General features: G+C 38.5%; 18 protein-coding genes. 5 read left to right on the top strand and 13 right to left on the bottom strand.

The genetic code is table 11. The features are described 5' to 3' along the window. Positions 1 to 819 precede the first annotated feature (819 nt). Together PL_RS00255 and PL_RS00250 are read left to right on the top strand one after the other, a co-directional pair. Positions 820 to 2,235 (top strand): MmgE/PrpD family protein, encoded by a 1,416-nt coding sequence (locus PL_RS00255; protein WP_041883760.1) that lies wholly within the window; start codon positions 820 to 822, stop codon positions 2,233 to 2,235. A gap of 130 nt (positions 2,236 to 2,365) precedes the next feature. After that, a complete protein-coding gene (locus tag PL_RS00250) occupies positions 2,366 to 2,551 on the top strand; it encodes a hypothetical protein (RefSeq protein ID WP_152620347.1) in 186 nt (61 codons plus the stop codon). Positions 2,552 to 2,834: 283 nt separating this feature from the next. Here the strand turns inward: PL_RS00250 and PL_RS00245 are convergent, their stop codons facing one another. From PL_RS00245 to PL_RS00205, 9 genes are all read right to left on the bottom strand, one after another. Continuing rightward, a complete protein-coding gene (locus PL_RS00245; protein WP_200890773.1) occupies positions 2,835 to 3,734 on the bottom strand; it encodes a haloalkane dehalogenase in 900 nt (299 codons plus the stop codon). A gap of 29 nt (positions 3,735 to 3,763) precedes the next feature. Beyond that, positions 3,764 to 4,738, bottom strand: coding sequence for an amidohydrolase family protein (locus PL_RS00240; RefSeq protein ID WP_041883767.1), 975 nt, complete (start codon positions 4,736 to 4,738; stop codon positions 3,764 to 3,766). Next, positions 4,731 to 5,177, bottom strand: coding sequence for a GNAT family N-acetyltransferase (locus PL_RS00235; RefSeq protein ID WP_041883770.1), 447 nt, complete (start codon positions 5,175 to 5,177; stop codon positions 4,731 to 4,733). Before PL_RS00235 ends, PL_RS00240 begins: the two co-directional genes overlap by 8 nt. Positions 5,178 to 5,724: 547 nt before the next feature. After that, a complete protein-coding gene (locus PL_RS00230; RefSeq protein ID WP_235324591.1) occupies positions 5,725 to 5,865 on the bottom strand; it encodes a hypothetical protein in 141 nt (46 codons plus the stop codon). A gap of 44 nt (positions 5,866 to 5,909) precedes the next feature. Continuing rightward, positions 5,910 to 6,890, bottom strand: coding sequence for an alpha/beta hydrolase (locus PL_RS00225; RefSeq protein ID WP_041883775.1), 981 nt, complete (start codon positions 6,888 to 6,890; stop codon positions 5,910 to 5,912). Positions 6,891 to 6,924: 34 nt separating this feature from the next. Next, positions 6,925 to 7,629: a type 1 glutamine amidotransferase domain-containing protein gene (locus PL_RS00220; RefSeq protein ID WP_235324592.1), complete on the bottom strand. Its 705-nt coding sequence runs from the start codon at positions 7,627 to 7,629 to the stop codon at positions 6,925 to 6,927. Between the two features lie 127 nt (positions 7,630 to 7,756). Beyond that, positions 7,757 to 8,692: a helix-turn-helix domain-containing protein gene (locus PL_RS00215; protein WP_041883781.1), complete on the bottom strand. Its 936-nt coding sequence runs from the start codon at positions 8,690 to 8,692 to the stop codon at positions 7,757 to 7,759. A gap of 21 nt (positions 8,693 to 8,713) precedes the next feature. Continuing rightward, complete coding sequence (locus tag PL_RS00210) at positions 8,714 to 9,643, bottom strand: NAD-dependent epimerase/dehydratase family protein (protein ID WP_041883783.1); 930 nt, start codon at positions 9,641 to 9,643, stop codon at positions 8,714 to 8,716. 170 nt (positions 9,644 to 9,813) lie between these two features. Continuing rightward, a complete protein-coding gene (locus tag PL_RS00205; RefSeq protein WP_041883785.1) occupies positions 9,814 to 10,392 on the bottom strand; it encodes a uracil-DNA glycosylase family protein in 579 nt (192 codons plus the stop codon). Positions 10,393 to 10,558: 166 nt separating this feature from the next. Here PL_RS00205 and PL_RS00200 point away from each other — a divergent pair, with 166 nt between their 5' ends. Then, positions 10,559 to 11,755 (top strand): winged helix-turn-helix domain-containing protein, encoded by a 1,197-nt coding sequence (locus PL_RS00200; protein ID WP_041883787.1) that lies wholly within the window; start codon positions 10,559 to 10,561, stop codon positions 11,753 to 11,755. Between the two features lie 115 nt (positions 11,756 to 11,870). Here the strand turns inward: PL_RS00200 and PL_RS00195 are convergent, their stop codons facing one another. The 3 genes from PL_RS00195 to PL_RS00185 are packed head-to-tail and all read right to left on the bottom strand — an operon-like array spanning position 11,871 to position 17,522. Further along, complete coding sequence (locus PL_RS00195; protein ID WP_041883789.1) at positions 11,871 to 13,274, bottom strand: RagB/SusD family nutrient uptake outer membrane protein; 1,404 nt, start codon at positions 13,272 to 13,274, stop codon at positions 11,871 to 11,873. A 35-nt stretch (positions 13,275 to 13,309) separates the two neighbouring features. Next, on the bottom strand, positions 13,310 to 16,363 hold the full coding sequence (locus PL_RS00190; RefSeq protein WP_348620716.1) for a SusC/RagA family TonB-linked outer membrane protein: 3,054 nt from the start codon (positions 16,361 to 16,363) through the stop codon (positions 13,310 to 13,312). 31 nt (positions 16,364 to 16,394) lie between these two features. Next, the gene (locus PL_RS00185; RefSeq protein WP_041883792.1) at positions 16,395 to 17,522 is read right to left on the bottom strand and encodes an alginate lyase family protein; all 1,128 of its coding nucleotides are present in this window, start codon (positions 17,520 to 17,522) and stop codon (positions 16,395 to 16,397) included. A 283-nt stretch (positions 17,523 to 17,805) separates the two neighbouring features. Here PL_RS00185 and PL_RS00180 point away from each other — a divergent pair, with 283 nt between their 5' ends. After that, positions 17,806 to 18,669, top strand: a complete 864-nt coding sequence (locus PL_RS00180; protein ID WP_052496431.1) for a heparin lyase I family protein — start codon at positions 17,806 to 17,808, stop codon at positions 18,667 to 18,669. Positions 18,670 to 18,855: 186 nt separating this feature from the next. Continuing rightward, positions 18,856 to 19,347 carry a hypothetical protein gene (locus PL_RS00175; protein WP_041883794.1) on the top strand — a complete coding sequence of 164 codons (492 nt, stop codon included), beginning with the start codon at positions 18,856 to 18,858 and terminating at the stop codon, positions 19,345 to 19,347. Between the two features lie 96 nt (positions 19,348 to 19,443). Here the strand turns inward: PL_RS00175 and PL_RS00170 are convergent, their stop codons facing one another. Then, positions 19,444 to 20,490, bottom strand: a complete 1,047-nt coding sequence (locus tag PL_RS00170) for a hypothetical protein (protein WP_348620715.1) — start codon at positions 20,488 to 20,490, stop codon at positions 19,444 to 19,446. Between the last annotated feature and the right edge of the window lie 137 nt (positions 20,491 to 20,627).

Raw genomic sequence — 20,627 nt, 5'->3', positions numbered from 1 at the left:
TAATACTTAATGCAATACAAGCTAACAGCCTGAATATCATAAGCATTCAGATCGTTGATAAACTTATCGTTTAATATTTAGAGTCCATTTTTACAACAAAAAACTGGCAAGTAATTTTTAAATGTCATATCTTAGATAAATAAAAAGGAAGTTCGTTTAAAACGATCCAAATCGAGTCAAAAAAATCGGTTACTGTTTCGGTTACCTATAAAATATGAGAGTGGAAAAACCCACTTTAAAGCCATTTAAATGCACATGAGTGTGATCCCAGCGGGATCACGAAAGCTCAATGCAAATTGAGGCTTTTTGCGTTAAAAAGAATTTCTATATCCTGCTACTTTCAACTTCATTCCTGCTTTATAGTCTATATAAACAACAGGAAGCCTATCATAAATTTGAAGACATCTTTAGGTACCACTCAACTTAGTTATCTACTATTTAAACTTTGATATTTGAACCAGGTTCGAATCCCAGCGGGATCATACAAAGCGCACCAAATGGTGCGCTTTTCGTTTAAAATGCTTTTTTTTTGCATTTCTAAGAATAAGCAATACAAATCTCATCATTATAGTGCACACATCCCTATTACGGATATAGAATATCCATTTGCAGAAGTTTTTTTTAGCCATTTAGCATCAGGCTTTGAATAAAACTGTTTCTAAAGAAATAAGGCAATGATTTCTAAAATCTTATCTACTTTAAATTATTAAAACCAAGTTTGCACAAGTGTGTTTCAAGCATAATCATTTAATGATGTGATAACTATCAAGGCATTAATAAATATTTCATGAAGATAATGAAATAACAACTTAATGAATTATGAAAAAAGAACTACAGACCAGACAGATTGCTTTATTTGTCTTAAACACGACTTACAACGACATAGGAAAAGCTAATATTGAACAGTTAAAACGACATCTTCTGGATGCTATAGGTTCATTAATACATGCCTCAGTAAAACCCACCATAAAAAAACTAATCCGGCAAATACAAACTATGGGTGAACAAGGCGATTGCTACGTACCACTGACTAAAAATTTACCTTATGACCGCGCTGCTCAGCTGTATACTGCACTTATCCGTTATCCGGATTTTATGGATAATTTCATGGCAAAAGAGGCCACATGTCATCCAAGTGATAACGTTGGCGCATTGCTTGCTGCCGCTCAGTATAAAAAATGCTCAGGACAGGACTTTCTGACTGCCATGGCAATAGCTTATCAGATTGAATGCAGGCTGGTACAGGAAATCCCCGTAATGAAAGAAGGCATAGACCATACTTTGTTGCTGGCTTATTCTGCTACTGCAGCCGCTGCAAAACTAATTGGTCTTGACAAAGAACAAATCGCTCATGCACTAGGAATTATTGGAAGCTCTGTCAGCCCTATGGTCACAAGCAGAGCATCTTACACTTACGAATGGAAAGGCATGGCCTCTTCTATGGACGTAATGGAATGTCTGGGCACAGTATTTCTGGCAAAGGAAGGTATGACCGGCCCTATTGCAATTTTTGAAGGACCTAAAGGTTTCAAAGAAGTGTTTGGACTTAAACTTGATTATGACTGGACTAAGGAAAACTTTGAGCTGATCAGCAAGTGTGTTCTTAAAAGTTATAATGCTGAGGTTCATTCACAGTCTGCATTGGAGGCCATCACAGAACTTAAACAACAACACCATATAAATGCAGAAGAAGTAGATAAAATCGAGATCACCACCTTTTTAACCGCTTATCATATTATTGGCTCTGGGGCGTATGGAAACAGACAAATAGTAGAAACAAAAGAACAGGCTGATCATAGCCTTTTTTACCTGGCAGCTGTTGCACTAATCGATGGAGAGGTTTATCCTGATCAGTTAGAACCAGAGCGGATCAACCGTAAAGACGTACAGGAACTGCTTCAAAAAGTATCCGTAAAAACCGGTTTCCCTATTCACCAGCCAATCAGCATTGCTGGATTGCTAGATCCCTATACACAAGCTTATCCGGATAAAGTAAAAGCAAAGGTAGAAATCAGTTTGAAAAATGGATCTGCTTTAACTTGTGAAAAAGAAGATTACCATGGATTTTTCACCAGGCCATTTACCTGGGAAGATACTATTACAAAGTTTCTCAGGCTCTCTTCTGGTATTATTGACAGAGAGACGCAGAAAGAAATTATCAGATCTGTAACAGGATTAGAACAACTGGAAGATATGAAGCAATTTGCAGAACTCCTGTCAAAGAAAATCAGATAAAATCCTTCAAATCAGATCAAACTATAAATCCTTGAATTAAACACGTATTTCACCTCCAAAAAACCGTATAAAAATTCTGAACAAAAAACACTGCAATTCGTTATTGACAGATAAAACTAAAAAACAGTATATGAAAAAGTTATTAATCATTCTTGTATTGTCTGCGATCAGTATCGGGACATTTGCACAACAACCTGTAAAACGAGACACCACCAGGAAAGAAAAAACAAAGAATAACAAAAAATGGCAAAAAAAAGGAAGGACTGACACTATGAGAAGAGACACCATGAGAAGGGATACCACACATCATAATTAAGTTTGGAATTCACTATCAGATCAACCCCAGTCAACCGGGGTTGATCTTTCCAATACTATTTCTCCTTGTGGTTTAGACATTAATTTAATTTCTAAATTTTGCAGTTTGTTGTTCTATAGCACCGACTACTTTGCCTTCGCTATGTTTACTTACAATTTTCACAATATTTACTGGTTCATCTTCAAAAGGTAACTTGCGAGCCCAATTTAACGTAGATCTCCGTCCTTCACCAGCATCTTTAAACGGACGTCGATATTGGTCCAAATGGATCAATCAACAGTACTTACTTCAATTTTTGTATCCACTTAGAAATTGCTGTACCAATTTCATCCGGAGAATCTTCTTGTAAATGGTGATGCCCTTTAACTGTTACATGTGTTTGGTTGCTTAATGTATTGCAAAATTCTTTTTCCTTTTCGGATTGTGTCCCAGGGTTTGCTTCAATAAATAACTTAGAAATTGGGCTATGAGCAAGCCAATTATTGTAATCACTTACAATTTTCACAATATTTACTGGTTCACCTTCAAAAGGCAACTGGCGAGCCCAATTTAACATAGGTCTCCGTCCTTCACCAGCATCTTTAAAGGGACGGCGATATTGGTCCATTTCTTCAGGGGATAATTGACGCAACACACTTCCAGACAGATTAAACTCAATAAGTGCATTTTGTTGCAGTACCATTCCTTCCCCTTTTTCTGATCGTATCGCTTTAAAGAATTGCTCTGCGGGTGGAGGTAGTTCACTCCAGGTCTTCAATCTCATAACTGCTTCCATATAGACAATTCCCTTAACTGCTTCTGAATGACGACTTGCCCAGTCAAATGCTAGTGCTGCTCCCCAATCATGCACAACAAATATAATGTTTCGGTTAATCCCCAATTGTTCAAACAACTCATTAACATATTTTGCATTTTCAGCAAATGTATGAGAATTGCTATTAAGTAATTTGCTTGAATCTCCCATTCCCATCAGATCAGGAGCGATGCATCGCCCTAGTTTTTGCATATGAGGAAGGATATTACGCCATATATAGGATGAAGTTGGATTCCCATGAAGAAAAACAATTGGGTCTCCTTCACCTTCTTCTATATAAGCCATATTAACTCCGTTTATTTCCCTAAACTTCTTTTGAAAAGGGAATCCGAATAGTTTATTATCCATTTGATTTTCGTCTGTTTGCATAGATTATTTTTAAGTATTATAATAATTTATCAGATCAAGCCGTATATTCTTTGCGCATTGGCACAATAAAGCTGGCGGAGCACCTCTTCGGGTAAATGAATCCCCTTAAATATACCATTTATCTCTGCAGATTCACAATGCTTATTTGTGGTGAAATACTTCCAGTCATTAATTAGGGAACTTGTCAGTTTCTCAGGATTGTTATAGGCATCAGTTCCATACATAATGCGATCAGCATATTTAATAAAAAAATTACGTACGCCCTCATAATCTTTAACAGACTGCATCTGCAAATGCCCTAAACGTGAAGATAAATCAACGTAAAAATTAGAATATTGGTCAAAGCGTTTGGCAAGCTCTTTGTAACTCCATTCTAAACTTCCCAGATGAGCGCCAATTAATGTTAAGTCCGGATATTTTACCATTAGATAATCTCTTGCCTCTATCTGCCTTTCATAAGTGGGGATTTCCGGATGTAAATAAGCATGAAATTCTGGATTTTTAGTATAATATGCCTTGTTTCTCTCTGATGTCATTTCTTCAATAGGCAACCAGCAGTTCTTAGGTTCTCCTAAATGGGTAAGTACAGGAATCTTATTTTTGCTTAAAAAAAGAATGAGCGGATCAAAGAACGGGTCATCAATCATTAAAAAAGACTGATCATTTGGTTTTAAAATTTCCATGCCAATATTTTTCCAGATTTTGACACCAACTGCTCCCTGATCAATAGATTTCTCCAGACGATCTAACACACCGCTAAACCAGGAAGGATCCTGCCAACCCTGCATCTCGAAGCTGGCAATATAGGAAAAGTGTTCAGGAGCTTTTTTAACGTACGCTAAAGCCACATTTTCCTGAACTTCCATAGATGGAAAAACGCTTGCATCAGTATTGATATTAATATATTTTAGATGGCAGTCTTTCGCTATTTTCTCATAAACAGGATTGTAAAAGGTGGAGTGAAAGTGAGCATCTATTTTCGGAAAACGGTCAAATTCAAGCATAACAGTCCTTAATTAAAATCATTTTGTAAACATTAGTTTCTTTTGGTTGAAAACCGAGTTTCTTATACAAGTTATTGGCCGCAACCCTAACAGGAGAAGATGTTAAAGCCAAAAGATCCACTTGATGCTGCCGGGCAAACCGGACCGCAAATGTTGTCAGAGTTTGGCCAACACCTTGTCCTCTGAATGCCTCATCAACGACGACATCTTCAATCCAGGCCTTTTTACCCGTTGGCGACTGATAGATGCCTACTGTTAGCATACCCATATAAACATCATGATCATTAATGGCAAAAAAGAGATGACTATTCTCAGATGATATTATCTCCTGTAGCTGATGATCAGAGATACCTGTACTATTCCCCTGTAATAACTTCAGAAAATACGCCACAGTATTTTTTATTTCAGAAGTATAATTTGTAATTTCCTCAATTTTCATATCTATTTTTACCTTAAAAAGCTCTCACTCAAATTTGTTTGACACCATAATAACCGGATTCAAGCAGAACGAATCCCGACTGAAATTTTAAAGCTTCAAGATACAAAACGAATATGAGTACTTGTTACGCAAACGATTGACCAATCTCTGATTTCAATATCGGCATGGTTCATCTATTTACCAGATCATCGAATTTAAAAACTGTATAGAACACTATTTAAGTACTGACATTTGAACTATTTCGAATCTCAGCAGGATTGCTTTGCGATAAGCGTTCTTAAGGCAAATTTCAAATCCGAGGTCCTCTCCTTTTTTTTAGTAGTAACCTCAGATTTATTCTTCTGCTTATTCTTAAAATCTTCAAGTTTGTATTGATCCTCAAGCAATTGAAAAAAGTCAGAATTCTTATACACATTGGCCAATTTCTCCAAATCTTCAAGAAAGTGGTTCGACAAACGTACCATAGGGATCAAAATTATCAATGCCCTGTCACTTAAATAGTTGCAGGGCATTGTTGTTTTCAGGTACAGCATAGGTAAAACAATCTCTACACTCCCTTTTTTAGCTTCTGTGTTTTATCGAATATATTCATGGCTTTGTTCAGTTCCTTATGCAATATTCTTGCGTAAACCTCGGTATCTTTTACCGATGCGTGCCCCATCAGTTTAGTTACATATTCTATTCGCATGCCTTTCTGTAGAGCCCTTACTGCCCAGCTATGTCTTGCGGTATTCAGGGAAACAATGCTTTCTTCAACGCTAATGCACCTTGCTGCGAGGAAAACTTAACGGCTTCGATATGGTCAAGTGGATTCAACAAACCGTAATCATGAATAAAACCGTTGTAAGTTTCGATAGTTACCAGAACACCAGCTTCATCTAATTTTCTTGCATACGCCAATCCTTCATCGTGAAGAATATCGTTTTCGGCAATCTGTACTAATGCAGGCGGCAAGCCTTTCAATTCTTCCAGTGATGCCTGAAAAGGTGAAGCATAATATTCTTTTCTTTTATCTACATCGGGTAAATAATTATCCCACATCCATTTCATTAACGAAGCGGTCAAAAATCTTCCATCCGCGTATTTCTGCCAGGATTCCCGGGTGAAATCGGCATCGGTTACCGGCCACAAAAGCAATTGGAATTTAATTTCCGGGCCGCCTTTGTCCTTTGCCATTAAGCAAAGTACCGCTGTCATATTTCCCCCCACGCTGTTTCCGGCAGCAGCCATATTTTTACCATCTACACCGATCTCGTTACCGTTTTCAGATACCCACTTTGCAGCAGCATAAATCTGATTTATCGCTACCGGGTATTTTGCCTCCGGCGAAGGGGTGTAATCAGTGAAAACTGCTGCTGCACCACTGTTCACCACCAAATCTCTTACCAGCCTTCTGTGTGTAGGATAATCACCCAATACCCATCCTCCACCATGTGTAAATATAAACACAGGAAGTTTTTCAGAAACTGCGTTTGCGGGCTTTACAATGTGAATATTCACAGTAATTCCATCCTGCGTAATTTCTCTTTCTGTTTCTACAATGTCCGAAAAATCGAAGGCAACCGATTTTTGGGCATCCACCAAAACTTGTCTTGCACCTTGCGGTGTCATTGTTTCCAATGGCTTCCCTCCGCTGTTGTTTAATGCACTTAGAAATTCTCTTATTTCTCTTAAAATTTGCGGATCTTTTTCCGCAGGCAGGAACTGTTTCATAATCTTATTTTTTTAATGGTTAATATTGATATACCTAATACTGCTTTTTCAGATTAGACCGTTCTAGTTCCTTGACTATCACTTTTGCTATTTCTTTAGAGCTAAAAGGATTCTGTCCAGTAATCAGGTTGCCATCTACAACTACCTTTGAAGTCATGGGAATAAATGCTTTATCGTAAATAACACCTCTTTCTTTCAGAGCAGCTTCCAGGTTAAACGGCACTTCTCTTTTTCGTCGGGCAATACTTTCTTCAAACCAATCAAATCCGGTGAGCTTTTTTCCCGTGATTAAGTATGCCCTGCCAGATAATTTTACATTCAGCAGCCCCCCAACTCCATGACAAATAGCGGCTACCATTTTTCCGCTTTCGTACTGTTTGGCAATAATGGATTGCAAAGTGGTATCATCAGGAAAATCATACATGGTAGCGTGTCCGCCTGCCAAATACACACAATCGAAAGATTTGTTTTCTACTTCAGTTAAGGTTTTGGAATGATTGAGTTCTTCCATGAAGGCCGGGCTCTTATAATAGTCTTTAGTAATTTTATCCAAAATCAAAGGTTTCAGACTTTCAGGATCAATAGGTACTGTACTGCCTTTTGGGCTGGCAATGGTAACTTCCCAACCTTTTTCTTTGGCAGTATGATAAATATGGGTAAGCTCGCTTAACCACAATCCCGTATCTAATCCGCTCGCGTAATGATCAACATTGGTAACAACTAATAAGATTTTTTTCATCGCCATTGAAATTTATTCTTTTATTGAATACTAAGTTAGTTTCGAGTTATTAAAGGCAAGTAACTAAAACCATGTATTTCGTAACAAAATCTCTGTTTTGCTATGAAAAGGCTGGTAACTGTATATATCAATTAAATGAAGCCCTGAACTCCAACGGGGAAACAGATGTATGGCCTTTAAACAAGCGATGGAAGGATTGCGGATGTTCAAATCCGAGCTGATAGGCTATTTCAGATACAGAAAGTTGGGTGGTAGATAAGAGTCCTTTTGCTTTCTCAATTAAACGGTTTTGAATATGTTGTAGTGTGGTTTGCCCGGTTTGTACCCGCAACATATCGCTTAAATAATTGGGGCTAAGGTTTAATTCCCCAGCCACTGACTGTACCGAAGGAGTCCCTTTCAGCACCAATTCATCGTTCCTAAAATAATCATCAAGCAATGTTTCGAACCTTGTCAATAAATCTGAATTGACTTTTTTCCGGGTAAGAAATTGACGGTTATAAAAACGGTCACAATATTTTAATAGCAAATCTATGTTGGACACTAATAGACCCTGGGAAAAAGCATCCATATTCGCATCAATTTCCCGGTTCACATTTTCAATAATGTCCATGATGGATTTTTCTTCTTTTTCGGAAAGATGCAAAGCCTCATTGCTCTTGTATGAAAAATATCCGTAATCTTTTACCTGGGATGCCAAAGGATAACCTTGGAGGAAATCGGGATGCACGACCAAAACAAATCCTCTCACGCCATTTAGAAGCACATCTTCAAAATGCAACACCTGGTGAGGGGCTATAAAATACATTATGCCTTCATCAAAGTCATAATATTGCTGCCCATACCTGCATTTGCCGCCAGCACAATCCTTCTTTAAAGCCACTACATAAAAATCGGTAGTTATAGCGCTAAGGATGGTTTCAGACTCCAGCTTTACGTCATCAAAACTAAATACGCTTATCAGCGGGTTTAAAGTTTTTTTCAAACCCAGATACTTGTGCAACGCATTAATGGAAGCTATTTTTTCCGGAGCTTTCATATTATGATACTCGACTTTATCCATTACTAAAATACTAATTTTCTATTATAAATATTGCTCGTTCCTAATCTGTTCAATTCCTTGCCTGTAGGTTGTAATTTGAAATTCTGGAAAACGCTTCCTGAATGTTGAATCGTCAAACAGGTTATCATAAGCATACCTTGTCAGTAGTTCCAACAATTCTTTTACTTTTGGATTAAACCATGCACCCAGTTTGAAAACAAATTGGGGAACTACAGAATAGTTAAACTTATTTCCGTAGACAGCAGAAGCCAAGTTTATAAATTCCCTGTAAGTAGGGTGGCTTTCATCAACAGGCAAATGCCAGGTCTTTCCATAAGCATCTGGCGTATTGCCGATAAGGGCTGTGGCACGGCTTGCATCAGGTGTCCAAATCAAACTTCTTTTCTTACCGGCGGTTACGGGTACTTTCAGTTTCTTACCTTTTTTAATGTTGTTAAAAATAAAAGTGTTGGTGATGCTCTGCGTTTTTCCGGGTCCGTAAAATTCCGGTGCACGGCAAATTACGGCTTCCAGCTCGCCCGACTGTATTTCTTTCAGCACCATTTCGGCCATCTGTTTTCTAACCCTGGCTTTTCTACCAATGGGTGCAAAAGGTGTTTTCTCCGTGAGCGTTCTGTTGTCTTGAGGGTACATATAGGTGTTATCGAAAAACACCAGTTTGGTACCATGGACTTTACAGGCATCAATTACATTTTTCAGAATCAACGGAAAAAGATTTCCCCATAGTTCCGAACTGATGGGAAGCCCCAGTGTGAAATAGGCAATTTCAGCGCCTTTTACCGCTTCTATTGCCATTTCCTTAATTGTTAGGTCTGCTGAAAACACTTCATCCGTGTCATTTATCTTAATTGCTTTTTTGCTTACTATCCTAATATCCGATGTGAAATTTCTTTTCAGTTCCCTTGCTAATTCTTCGCCAATCTGCCCGTTGGCTCCTAATATTACTTGCATCTTTTAATTTTTAAATTATAAGACAAAATTCAAAAATTGGTACCTGACAACAGTATCCAGATTAATGGTAATTGTAACAAAATCTCCGTTACATTACTCTTTTGAGCCATTTCATCTTTTTGTATTTGATGCCCTGATTTTACGCTTTTAAACAAAAAAACTTTATACTATCAAAATGAATGAATGATATCAGCTGTTACATCCCTCAAAAAAGGTACTACCTCATATTCAAACCACGGATTTTTCTTTTGCCAGATCTTATTCCTTGGTGACGGGTGTACGATGGGTAAGAATAAAGGAAGAAAATTCCTGAAATTTCTCACCCTCTCTGTAAGTGTAGTATTCTTTATATCTTTCAAATAATAGTTTTGAGCATACTGGCCAATAAGCATGATCAATCTGATCTCTTTCATCTCAGCAAGCAAGGGCTGATGCCATCTGGGTGCACATTCAGGACGTGGAGGAAGATCACCAGAGCTACCTTTGCCAGGATAACAAAACCCCATTGGAACTAAAGCGAACAGTTTATCATCGTAGAATTGTTCCTTACTCACCCCCAGCCATCTTCTCAATTCATTTCCACTCTGATCATCCCATGGAATACCGCTATGCTGAACTTTTTGTCCGGGAGCCTGCCCTATAATAACAATTTTAGATTCAGTACTGGCCCGCACAACAGGCCTTGGAAAATTAGGTAATTGTTCCTTACAGATTATACAGGACCGGATCTCTTTTAAAAGCTCTTCCAATAGTTAAAGATTAAAGCACAAATTAATCAAAATAAAAAACAATTCCATTGCTACCACCTGGATATCGTAAACAAACTCAGGTGCTGGTATAGCACTTAATCTCCAAACAATCAGCAGGTGAAGAAATATTTTCAGTGACAATCAATCTTTATATTATTTTAGCATAATGGAACCTATTTTCCTTACCAGATCACAAGCCCGTAAAATTATCCTTAACGCTGCCGGCCTTGCCAGAAAAGCACAATTCGGAGAGGGAATCGAAGCCGTTTATCGGGTAATCGACCATTTGGGTTTTGTACAACTGGATACAAATTATGTTGTAGAACGTGCACATCACCATGTAATGGCTGCACGTATACCAGACTATCAAACAGAATGGCTGGCAGAACTTTGCGAAGATGGACGCATATTCGAGTACTTCACTTCAGATGCAGGCTATCTTCCCAGTCGCGACTTTAGCTATTCATTACCTGTTAAAGAAGCGTTTGCAACTCATGGAAGACCTGCTACTCCTGCAGAAACCCGGATGATGAAAGTAGCACTTGACCGGGTGGAACGTGAAGGGCCCCTGATGGTAAGCGATTTCGATGACGACAGACTAGAGGCAAGCACCGGCTGGTGGGACTGGCGACCGGCTAAAGTAGCACTCGAACGCCTGTATCTGGAGGGCCTGCTCATGATCAGCCGTACCAGGACCTTCCAGAAAGTCTACAATCTGCCGCTCAACTTATTATCTCCGGAAACAGATCTGACTATGCCGGCAAAGAAAGAATTTGCCAGATATATTATCCGTCGTACACTTGGCGCACTGGGCATAGCTTATGTTAAAGAGTTAGCATGGCGGGCAAGGCGGGTAAAAGGAAATTTGGTAAAAACCGAGCTGGAGCAAATGGTTGCTGAGGGTGAAGTACAACTCGTTAAGATTGATGAATTAAAAGGCGCACCACTGTATATGCTATCAGATCAGGATCTGGATATTGAACTCTCTAAAGATGTCTTCATCTTATCCCCTTTTGATATCCTTAACGTCTTCCGTCATCGCTTAAAAGACTTCTTTGACTTCGATTACCAGATCGAATGTTTTGTACCTGCTGCTAAGCGAAAGTATGGTTATTTCTCATTGCCGGTACTTTATGGTGATATTTTCATTGCAAGGATGGATGCAAAAGCCGACCGCAAACAAAAAGTGCTGATTATCCATAATCTGCATTTTGAATCAATTGATCTCGACCAAATCACTATCAGGAAACTTATCGGGGCTTTAAAAGACTTCGTTTTATTCAACCAATGCAGGAATATCAGCTTTAAGAAATCCAATAATGAAACCTACCTGAAAGCCATAAACAAAGGTCTTTTCGGATAGCTTTTCAGGATTCAGTCAGCCAGGTAAACATAACAGGTAATTCAGGTCCAGATTTTATAAAATCAGCTCCCTTCAACTAAATTTCATCAAAGGAAGCTGATTTTTTCATAAAAACTTATTGAGCGTAACCCGGATTCTGAGGTGCCAGATTTGGATTTACTCCCAATGGAAACTGTGGAACAGGAAATAAATTATGATACTCCCTGACGTTAGTCGTTCCTTTGGCAGTTAAAGTGGAAACCAATTTACCGGTGCGCACCAGGTCAAACCATCTGCTTCCTTCAAAAGCAAGTTCCAGCCGGCGTTCCTGTAAAATTGCATCGCGAAGACCATCTTGCGTTAAATTCGCCAGATCTGGCAAACCTGCTCTTTTCCTGATGCTATTTACAGCCTTATAGGCGACATTATCATTAACAGGAGTATTTAACTCATTATAAGCTTCTGCATAGGTTAATACAACCTCAGCGTAACGCATCAAAGGAAAATTATTATCACTTTGATTTTCTGTGGTTGCATCCGCATCAACCCATTTATTTACATAATATTTCCCGTCAGTGCCTTTGATAAAGAAAACAGCTTTACGTTTATCGCCAGCAGTATAACTATCATATATATCGGTTGTAGGCTGAAAAGAGCCGAAACCCCTACCGCCTACACTATTATTTTCCTGTGCAAAAAACGCAATCAGATTACCGCCCTGTCCACCAGGCCCACTCACAAACTGAGCATCAAATATGGCCTCTTTTCCAAATTCGTTCTTAATATCATAAACATCCGGATAATTATCCCACAAGCCATAACCAGCACCAGATAGCGTCATCACCTCATTCGCTTTATCTGCAGCAAGCTGATATTGTTTTAAAGTCAGGTATACACTGGCCAAAAAAGACTTTGCCGCCCCACTGGTTGCTCTGCCCCGGTCTGCTCCACTATAAGATGGAGGCAATATAGTTTCAGCATCCTTCAGGTCAGCAATAATCTGCTTATAAACATCCGCTTTAGGATCACGTTTTGGATAAGTAAGCTGATCTAAAGAACTTACTTCGGAAGTAACAATCGGAAGATCCCCGAACAGCCTGACCAGGTGGTAGTAATAAAATGCCCTCAGGAATTTAGCTTCAGCAACTAATCTCGTTCTTAATGCCTCTTCCATATTTATCTCGGGTATTCTATTTATAGATGCATTAGCTCTGGTGATACCGATATAAAAATTGTCCCAGGTCTCCCGTAAAATACCATTCTGAGAAGTATGCGCATAAGTATTCAGTTCAATTCTTGGCGCACTATTATTTAAAGGAAACATGTTATCAGTAGTAATTTCACCCAGAATAACATAATTACGCGTCACAAAACCATTTAACCGAACCGGCGCATAAACAGCTGTTATCGCCGAAACTGCGTCATTTTTAGTTTTATAAAAGTTTTCTGGTGAGATAAATGCTTCCGGGTTTTCATTCAGTTTTTTACAGGACGTGGTCCATAATACACTCAGGAGTAATATATATTTAAAGATCTTCATAAGAATACATTTGATTTTTTCGTAGTTTTTAAATTTTACAGCCCAATATTGATACCTACCAGGAATATTTTTGATGAAGGATAACTTCCATAATCTATACCCTGACTTAAGTTATCCTGCCCAAAACGGCTTACTTCGGGATCGTATCCTGAGTATTTGGTTTTAGTTAAAAGGTTCTGTCCGCTGATATAGATCTTTGCATTGGATAGTTTGATTTTTTTAAGCAGCTCCGGACTAAAATTATACCCCAGCTGTACGTTCTTTAAACGGATATAGGAACCATCTTCTACCTGCTGACTCGTTACCTGGTATGGAGAACCTGCTGAACTTGCACGTGGCATATTATTACTAGGATTAGTTGGAGTCCAGCGATCCAGAACATTGACAGATTGATTACTGACTCCGGTCATAGATTCCATCTCATACCTGTTTAAGTTGAAAATGCTATTCCCCTGTACTCCCTGAATAAATACGGAAAGATCAAATCCTTTATAGGAGAAATTATTAGTAAACCCAAAAGTATAATCCGGTTGCGCATGCCCCAGAATTACACGGTCAAGCGAGTTAATTACCCCATCAGGAACCACATCTTTATATCTGCGTTCTCCGGGTTTGGCATTTTTCTGTCCGGATGCAGCAACTTCGGCAGCATTTTGAAAAATGCCATCAGTTACTAATCCATAAAAAACACCTATCGGCTGTCCTACCCGCAATATTCCAGAGCTGCCTAATTGTAAGTGACCACTTGCCCCTCCTGATGGAATATCGTCTGTGACTGAGCCAAGATCAAGAATTTCATTTTTGTTAAAGGAGATATTGAAATTCGTATTCCATTGAAAAGCACCATTGAGATTAACTGTATTTATGGCAAACTCAAATCCTTCATTTTTAACTTTCCCAATATTCTGTAGTGAGGTAGTAAATCCTGAAGTAATTGGCAGGGAAACATTGTACAACAGATCTTTGGTCTTCTTCTGATACCAATCTGTAGTTACAGTAATCCTGTTTTTAAACAAACCCAGATCCAGACCAAAATTTAACTGGGCAGTAGTTTCCCATTTCAAATCAGGATTGGCAATACGATTTGGCGCATAGCCAATAGCGATTACGTTTCCAAAGTTATAACTTTCAGTTTGCAAAGCTCCCAATGACTGATATTGACCAATTTCCTGATTACCCGTAATCCCGTAACTGGCTCTGAGTTTTAAATCACTAACTGCTTTCAGTTTACTCATAAAGGATTCACCGGATAACCTCCATGCTGCCGATCCGGATGGAAAGAAAGAATATTTTTTACCCATTCCGAATCTTGAAGAGCCATCATACCTTCCTGATATGGTGAACAGATATTTATTACTTAAATCATAATTGATACGACCTAAATAAGAGCGTAAGCTCCAGTCATAAGCATTGGAAGTATTCGGATTGGTTTGCTGGGCCGCGCCTAAATTATTGAACTTCAGAATATCACTGGCAAAATTCTGTGCACTGGATTTTAAATCTTCAAAATCAGCATTCTGAAAGGTATAACCTACTAAAAAATTAAAGCTGTGAATCTCAGATATTACCTTTTTATAGTTCAATGTATTTTCGTTCAGCCATTCAAAATATCGTGATGTAGTGATTTCCGCTCTTCCATTGGTAGCCAGGCCGGCATAGACAGTCCGTGGTAAATAAAAGTTAGTTTTACTAAAGGCCATATTTGCACCAAACATGGTCTTAAAAGTCAAGCCATCAATTATCTTATACTCCAGTGAAGTATTGCCCAATATGCGGGTTCTCAGTTCAATATTTGTTCTTTCGTTCGCTAAGGCCAGAGGATTACTGATCAGGATACCTCCCTGCCTGTTGTTCATACTATATTGTCCCTGAGCATCATATACCGGAACAGTTGGAGAGAAAAACAATGCACTATAGATTACACCGGCATTTCCACCGCCATCTCCGTCTGTAGCGACAGAGTTATTGCTGCTATTGGTTACAGTCAGGCTATTGCTGAATTTAAACTTACTGGATAACTGCTGATCCAGGTTCACTCTTACCGAACCACGCTTATAACCAGAGTTGGAGACAATACCTTTTTGGTTAAAATAGTTCCCAGATACGGCATACTGACTTTTTTCTGTCCCACCGGTAAAGGTCAGCTGATAGTTCTGTATAGGGGCAGTTCTGAAGACCTCATCCTGCCAGTCAGTTCCTTTACCCAGGGCAGCTATCTGCGCATCAGTATAGGTTAACGGTTTAGGATAACCCGGTTTACCAATATTATCACCGTTCACATTGGCTATACCATCATTAACTAATGTCGCCAGCTGAGATGCATCCAGAAGATCTATCTTTTTCCTTAATGTCTGAGAGCCATAATAACTTTCAAACTGGATGCGGTTAGCTCCCGCCTTCCCTCTTTTTGTCGTGATAATGATGACTCCATTGGCCCCTCTGGAACCGTAAATCGCTGCTGCTGAAGCATCTTTCAGAATTTCCATTGACTCAATGTCGTTGGGATTAATACCTGGTCCGTTTTCGTTATAAAGCGGGTAACCATCGATGACATAAAGTGGTTCATTTCCACCCTGAATAGAATTTCCTCCACGAATACGGATATTCATCCCACCTCCTGGAGCATTCGAAGATTGGGAAACCCGAACGCCCGCAGCTCTACCCTGAATAGCTTGTGACAGCGAGGCAACCGGAGTAGCTTTGATTTCTTTCGAACCAATAGAGGCAACAGATCCGGTCAGGTCGCCTTTCTTTACAGAACCGTAACCAATTACTACTACCTCATCGAGATTAGTATTGTCAGCTTCCATGATCAGATCAATTTGCCGACGGCTATTTACCGGCAATTGTTTAGTAATAAAACCGATACTCGTGAAAATCAAAGTGCCGGTGGCGGGCACAGAGATCGAAAAAGCACCGTTTGCAGATGTACTTGTGGCTTTTGCTGCACCCATCAGTTTTATGGAAACGCCTGGCAGTGGCAATCCCTGGGAGTCTTTAACGATTCCATTCACTTGTATATCCTGAGCGGTAGCTACAAAAAAGCCCGTGAATAGAAACGCAATTAGTAAAATGATTTTTTTCTTCATGCGATTATTATTTGGTTAGGTTGGTATTTAGTTATTTTCTAACTCCGTTGAGCACCAATTGCCAGTTAGGGTAAGTGCCGGATGCTGTCATTAACTTTTTGACTACACTATGATAGCCGGGCTGAAAATATGCAGCGTAAGAAAGCACTTCAATAGCCGTTTCAGGATCAAAATCATGGCCTATAGCATAACCTGGCTCTTTGTTTTCAGCCCGCTTTTTATCAAATGGAGTCTTGCTGTTTAAAAATTCCTGATGTTTCTTTTCACCGGTAACAAAGGGTATTAAAAACCCAACAGATTTTTGGACAGATGACCCTGAAGGAGAGAGATAATTGAAATAATCAACTCCGGTTGCCCGCTTTATTAGTATCGCTGTTTTTAATAAAGGCTCCAGAGTATAAATATGGTAATGAAGTGCATCTCTATCTTCGAAATCCATACCTGAACCATCAGCATATAGATTTTTTAAGATCTGAGTTTTGATACTGGTATCTGCGAAAGCCTGATATGCTTTGTTATTGAGGATATAAGCAATATTAGCTACTACTTTTATCCGATGTGAATTCCAGTTGTTATAGACACTTTTCTTCGCTGACCTGAAACGTGGATTGGAAATTTCTGCTGCAGCTAATCGGGTTAACCATGCAGTGACTATTCCATTTTCATTTGTTCTAAATTCATCCTTTATCAAATCATAAGCTTCGAGTAAAGGATCTAATTTACTATCATTAATCGGATTCCCGGTCCCATGATTAGTTCCTGCCCAGGCGAGGATATACTCCATACTCTTTTTTAAATAAATCTTTTGATTACTGATGCGGTAACTATAAGCCAGGGCATATATTTTCGGCAGGTCAGCAAGAGCTTTCTGTGTTATTATTTTTTTAGGATCATTTGCCAGATGCCCTTCAGAAATGATAGTATCTATTGGATTGGGCTGTTGCTGCAATGCAAGGTCAGCTAAGGATTTTAGACGCTGGTACTCTTTTTCGGCACCTGGATCTGTTTTAATCAATATGATCAGTTTTTGTATCTCGTTTTTATTTAAACTGAGGGATTGTGTCCGTAACACTGGTTTGAGATCCTGCGAAAAAACAGCAGACACAGCATAGAATAACAACAAGAAGCTGCAGAAGGTATTTAAGTAAATTTTGCTCATACGTCAAGTTAAAAAAAGGACATATTAAGATCCACGCATCTCTGACAGAGGTTTAGAGACTTCATTATATTTGGTTCGGTTTAGTTAGGGATTGAAATTAAACAACAGCCATCTAAATGGTTTAAGCTAAATGATAAAAAACGGGCTAAACGCCCCCTCTTTATCATTTCAAGCGTTTGAAATAGTTTGATATATAGAGGAAAGACCTTATGGAAAGGTGGGTATCTTTGCATTTATATTTTACATTTACGAAAAATCAATCATCTACTAATCAAAAAATAATATGAGAAAATCAGTTTACCTACAGAATTATTTGGCTATTGCTGTGTTATTTTTGGCAACAGCCTGCGACAAAATTGAAAACGGCATAACCAACCAGAGTTTTGCTGCTTCAAAAACAGAAACTTTACCACAAACAACATTGAACAATGGCGATACCATTTTAAACATTACCTACGAAAATGGGATCCTCAATTCTGGTATTACAGGTGTAACTGCTACACATGCCACTGCGGCCGATGCAGCATATATGATTAACCCCGCAGGCAATGGAAGTAACTATGCCATTGCCCATAAAATTGTTTATGGTGACCCTGCTTATTCGTCTGATGGTAGCGTCAGAAGTGAGAGCGATGCTATTGCAATACCGAACGCCAGATTTTTTCCAGGAGATGAACGTCGTTACGAGTTTAGTGTACTCTTGAAAGACTGGACACCATGGGTTTCTGGTGCTACGTTTGAAACCAACATCTTTCAGCTAAAAGTATCCGGTAATACATCTTCCGGTTCAGGCGTTCCCCTCCAGTTTCGCACTGCACGAAATGCAATGCGGTTAAGGTATGAAGCATCCTCCTCTATAAAAGATATTATATCCGATTTGCGACCTTACGTAAATCAATGGATTGACTTCAGGGTAGATGTTTTATGGACCGATGATCCTACTGGTTATATGAGAACTTACATGAAACTGCCCGGACAGACTAATTATGTTCTGGTCGATGAAAAAACAAACTATCGTACTTTTGCCGGGAATGTGAGTGTTGGAAATCTGGGCTATATTAAATGGGGTGTTTATGGGACACAGGAAGGTCTTACCCGCATCGCCTATCATGATAATATTAAAATTATCAAACTTCCGTTACAATAAATAATAGTTAAAATTTTAATCTTATTTTTCTCTAACACCCTGTATCACGCTTATCATCTGTCACGTTTAACTGAACTACCGTTTCAACCAACTATCAATGGAAAAACAGTTTTTGTCGGAGTAGTAGAATCCTGATAACTTATATATTTTTTTTATCTTCGGGTCTGGACCAATATTTAATTAATCATGAAAAAACTTTTATTCATTTTCGTATGCGCTCTAACCACAACGAGCGCCTTTTCCCAATTTCAGGTTGGCAGAACGAAAGAACAGGTCAAAACTGACGAAGCAAATGCAAAACCAAAGAGAATTGGAGTTAAACTCACCTTATTAACTGCAGATTATGCATTATATTCATTAGGAAATACAGAATACCTGAAATACGTGACTAAAGGCGGTATGAATACCCAGATTTATGAGACCATAAATTTTTCCACTGCCCAGGAACAAGCAGATTTTTATAAGTATGTCTTAAGCTTATTTGATGAGTTTAAAGACAATGAAGTAACCCTCAACGGAATCAGGATTATCCCTCATCCAATGAAATTACTGGGAACTAACAATATCATGTTTGATGTATATCCAAGAAAGGATTCTAAATATAAAAATGAGACAGTTATGTTTTCAAAAAAAGCCTGGATAAAGCTTTTTGAAAACTCCAGAATTCATTCCCTTTAATAAAAAAAGAGGTTGATCATAATGATCAACCTCTTTTTTGTTCAGTATGACTACCAAATCATCTCTAAAAGGAGCTGATTATTTTTATCCTGTCAATTACTCTTCAGTTGTTTCCTCATTAACCTTATTCTCCGTTTGTTGCTTTTTGGGCTCCTGAATATATTGTACCATCTTGTCAAATTCTTTATTGTAAACCAGCGCCCGATCTGCACGGCCCTGTTGTTTTACCATTAGTGGTGGAAAATCAGGTTTTACCTTCTCTTCCCCATTCATATAAATGTCGTATTCAAATGATGCGTTTAAATTTTTAATTAGCACCGGATCATAATAATTTTCATTAAAAAGCACGTAATATTCACCTTTGTAAGGGCTATAAGAATATACTAGTAATTTATACTGTTCAGTTATACCAGCTTCAGTTATTTCCCTCAGCACAATAGCCACATCAGCTTCCTCTTTTTTTGTAAAGTCAGAAACGAGTATAAGATCTGTAAATGACTGGTCGCCCCGGTCTATTTTAAAGTTGTGGTTTGTTTCACTTTTTAAAAACTGCAGAATCTTTATTTTAGCCAGCAAAGGTATACCTGACAAAGAAGGTCCCTGATTAAACAGGTTAAAGCCATTGCCATATTCGCTTTCTTTTACCAGATTAGACGTTATACCATTCTTCTGATATAGGGGTGCAAGCTTTGGATATTCTGTCTTTCCCTTATCTGCTAAAACAGTATACCTTATCCAGTTAATCTCCCTGGTCTGTTGAGGATTTATCGTTTTCAATTTCTGTTCGGCTTCGTTCTTCTTCTCAATGCTATAGCGGGTATCATTCTCGCCGTTAACATTATTACGCGTTACACAAAATAAGCGGTCTCCGTACATCATTTTATATAAAGTATCCGGTAGCGCATCATATTCTTTTTTGAATGAAGCATCCAGAAGTTTACCTTTTAAAATAAAGGCTTCCTCATAAGCCCCGACATATCTGAATGTTCTGTCAGCATCTTCATCATAACCGAGCTTTACATTGTTTTCGTTTTCAGGGTGATTAATGGCGCTTTTTACATCGTCAAAATTTCTGTAGGCAAAAATACCGGCCACAATAAATAACAGGGCAACAAGTGTAAAGATAACGGGTTTCTTCTTCATTCTTTTTAATTGATAATTTGCAAATTAGAAAAGCAGCATACCTTTAAAATTCCATGTTATTTTGTAATTTCAGTGATAACTCACGGGGTTCGTACTCCATTTATTTTTTGTACAGACCTGCTTTGTTTTTTGTGCTG

Origin of the sequence: Pedobacter lusitanus (assembly GCF_040026395.1) — a bacterium.
In the GTDB taxonomy this organism is placed as follows: Bacteria; Bacteroidota; Bacteroidia; order Sphingobacteriales; family Sphingobacteriaceae; genus Pedobacter; species Pedobacter lusitanus.
The sequence above is the reverse complement of the archived record's forward strand: the minus strand, read 5'-3'. Positions and strand labels throughout refer to the sequence as shown.

Excerpts from the sequence above, each read along its gene's own strand:
- PL_RS00250 (WP_152620347.1), top strand. The coding sequence starts at position 2,366 with ATGAAAAAGTTATTAATCATTCTTGTATTGTCTGCGATCAGTATCGGG.
- PL_RS00180 (WP_052496431.1), top strand. The coding sequence starts at position 17,806 with ATGAGAAAATCAGTTTACCTACAGAATTATTTGGCTATTGCTGTGTTA.
- PL_RS00215 (WP_041883781.1), bottom strand. The coding sequence starts at position 8,692 with ATGGATAAAGTCGAGTATCATAATATGAAAGCTCCGGAAAAAATAGCT.
- PL_RS00220 (WP_235324592.1), bottom strand. The coding sequence starts at position 7,629 with ATGAAAAAAATCTTATTAGTTGTTACCAATGTTGATCATTACGCGAGC.
- PL_RS00190 (WP_348620716.1), bottom strand. The coding sequence starts at position 16,363 with ATGAAGAAAAAAATCATTTTACTAATTGCGTTTCTATTCACGGGCTTT.
- PL_RS00200 (WP_041883787.1), top strand. The coding sequence starts at position 10,559 with ATGGAACCTATTTTCCTTACCAGATCACAAGCCCGTAAAATTATCCTT.
- PL_RS00230 (WP_235324591.1), bottom strand. The coding sequence starts at position 5,865 with ATGCGAATAGAATATGTAACTAAACTGATGGGGCACGCATCGGTAAAA.
- PL_RS00245 (WP_200890773.1), bottom strand. The coding sequence starts at position 3,734 with ATGCAAACAGACGAAAATCAAATGGATAATAAACTATTCGGATTCCCT.
- PL_RS00175 (WP_041883794.1), top strand. The coding sequence starts at position 18,856 with ATGAAAAAACTTTTATTCATTTTCGTATGCGCTCTAACCACAACGAGC.
- PL_RS00235 (WP_041883770.1), bottom strand. The coding sequence starts at position 5,177 with ATGAAAATTGAGGAAATTACAAATTATACTTCTGAAATAAAAAATACT.
- PL_RS00185 (WP_041883792.1), bottom strand. The coding sequence starts at position 17,522 with ATGAGCAAAATTTACTTAAATACCTTCTGCAGCTTCTTGTTGTTATTC.
- PL_RS00255 (WP_041883760.1), top strand. The coding sequence starts at position 820 with ATGAAAAAAGAACTACAGACCAGACAGATTGCTTTATTTGTCTTAAAC.
- PL_RS00195 (WP_041883789.1), bottom strand. The coding sequence starts at position 13,274 with ATGAAGATCTTTAAATATATATTACTCCTGAGTGTATTATGGACCACG.
- PL_RS00240 (WP_041883767.1), bottom strand. The coding sequence starts at position 4,738 with ATGCTTGAATTTGACCGTTTTCCGAAAATAGATGCTCACTTTCACTCC.
- PL_RS00170 (WP_348620715.1), bottom strand. The coding sequence starts at position 20,490 with ATGAAGAAGAAACCCGTTATCTTTACACTTGTTGCCCTGTTATTTATT.
- PL_RS00225 (WP_041883775.1), bottom strand. The coding sequence starts at position 6,890 with ATGAAACAGTTCCTGCCTGCGGAAAAAGATCCGCAAATTTTAAGAGAA.
- PL_RS00210 (WP_041883783.1), bottom strand. The coding sequence starts at position 9,643 with ATGCAAGTAATATTAGGAGCCAACGGGCAGATTGGCGAAGAATTAGCA.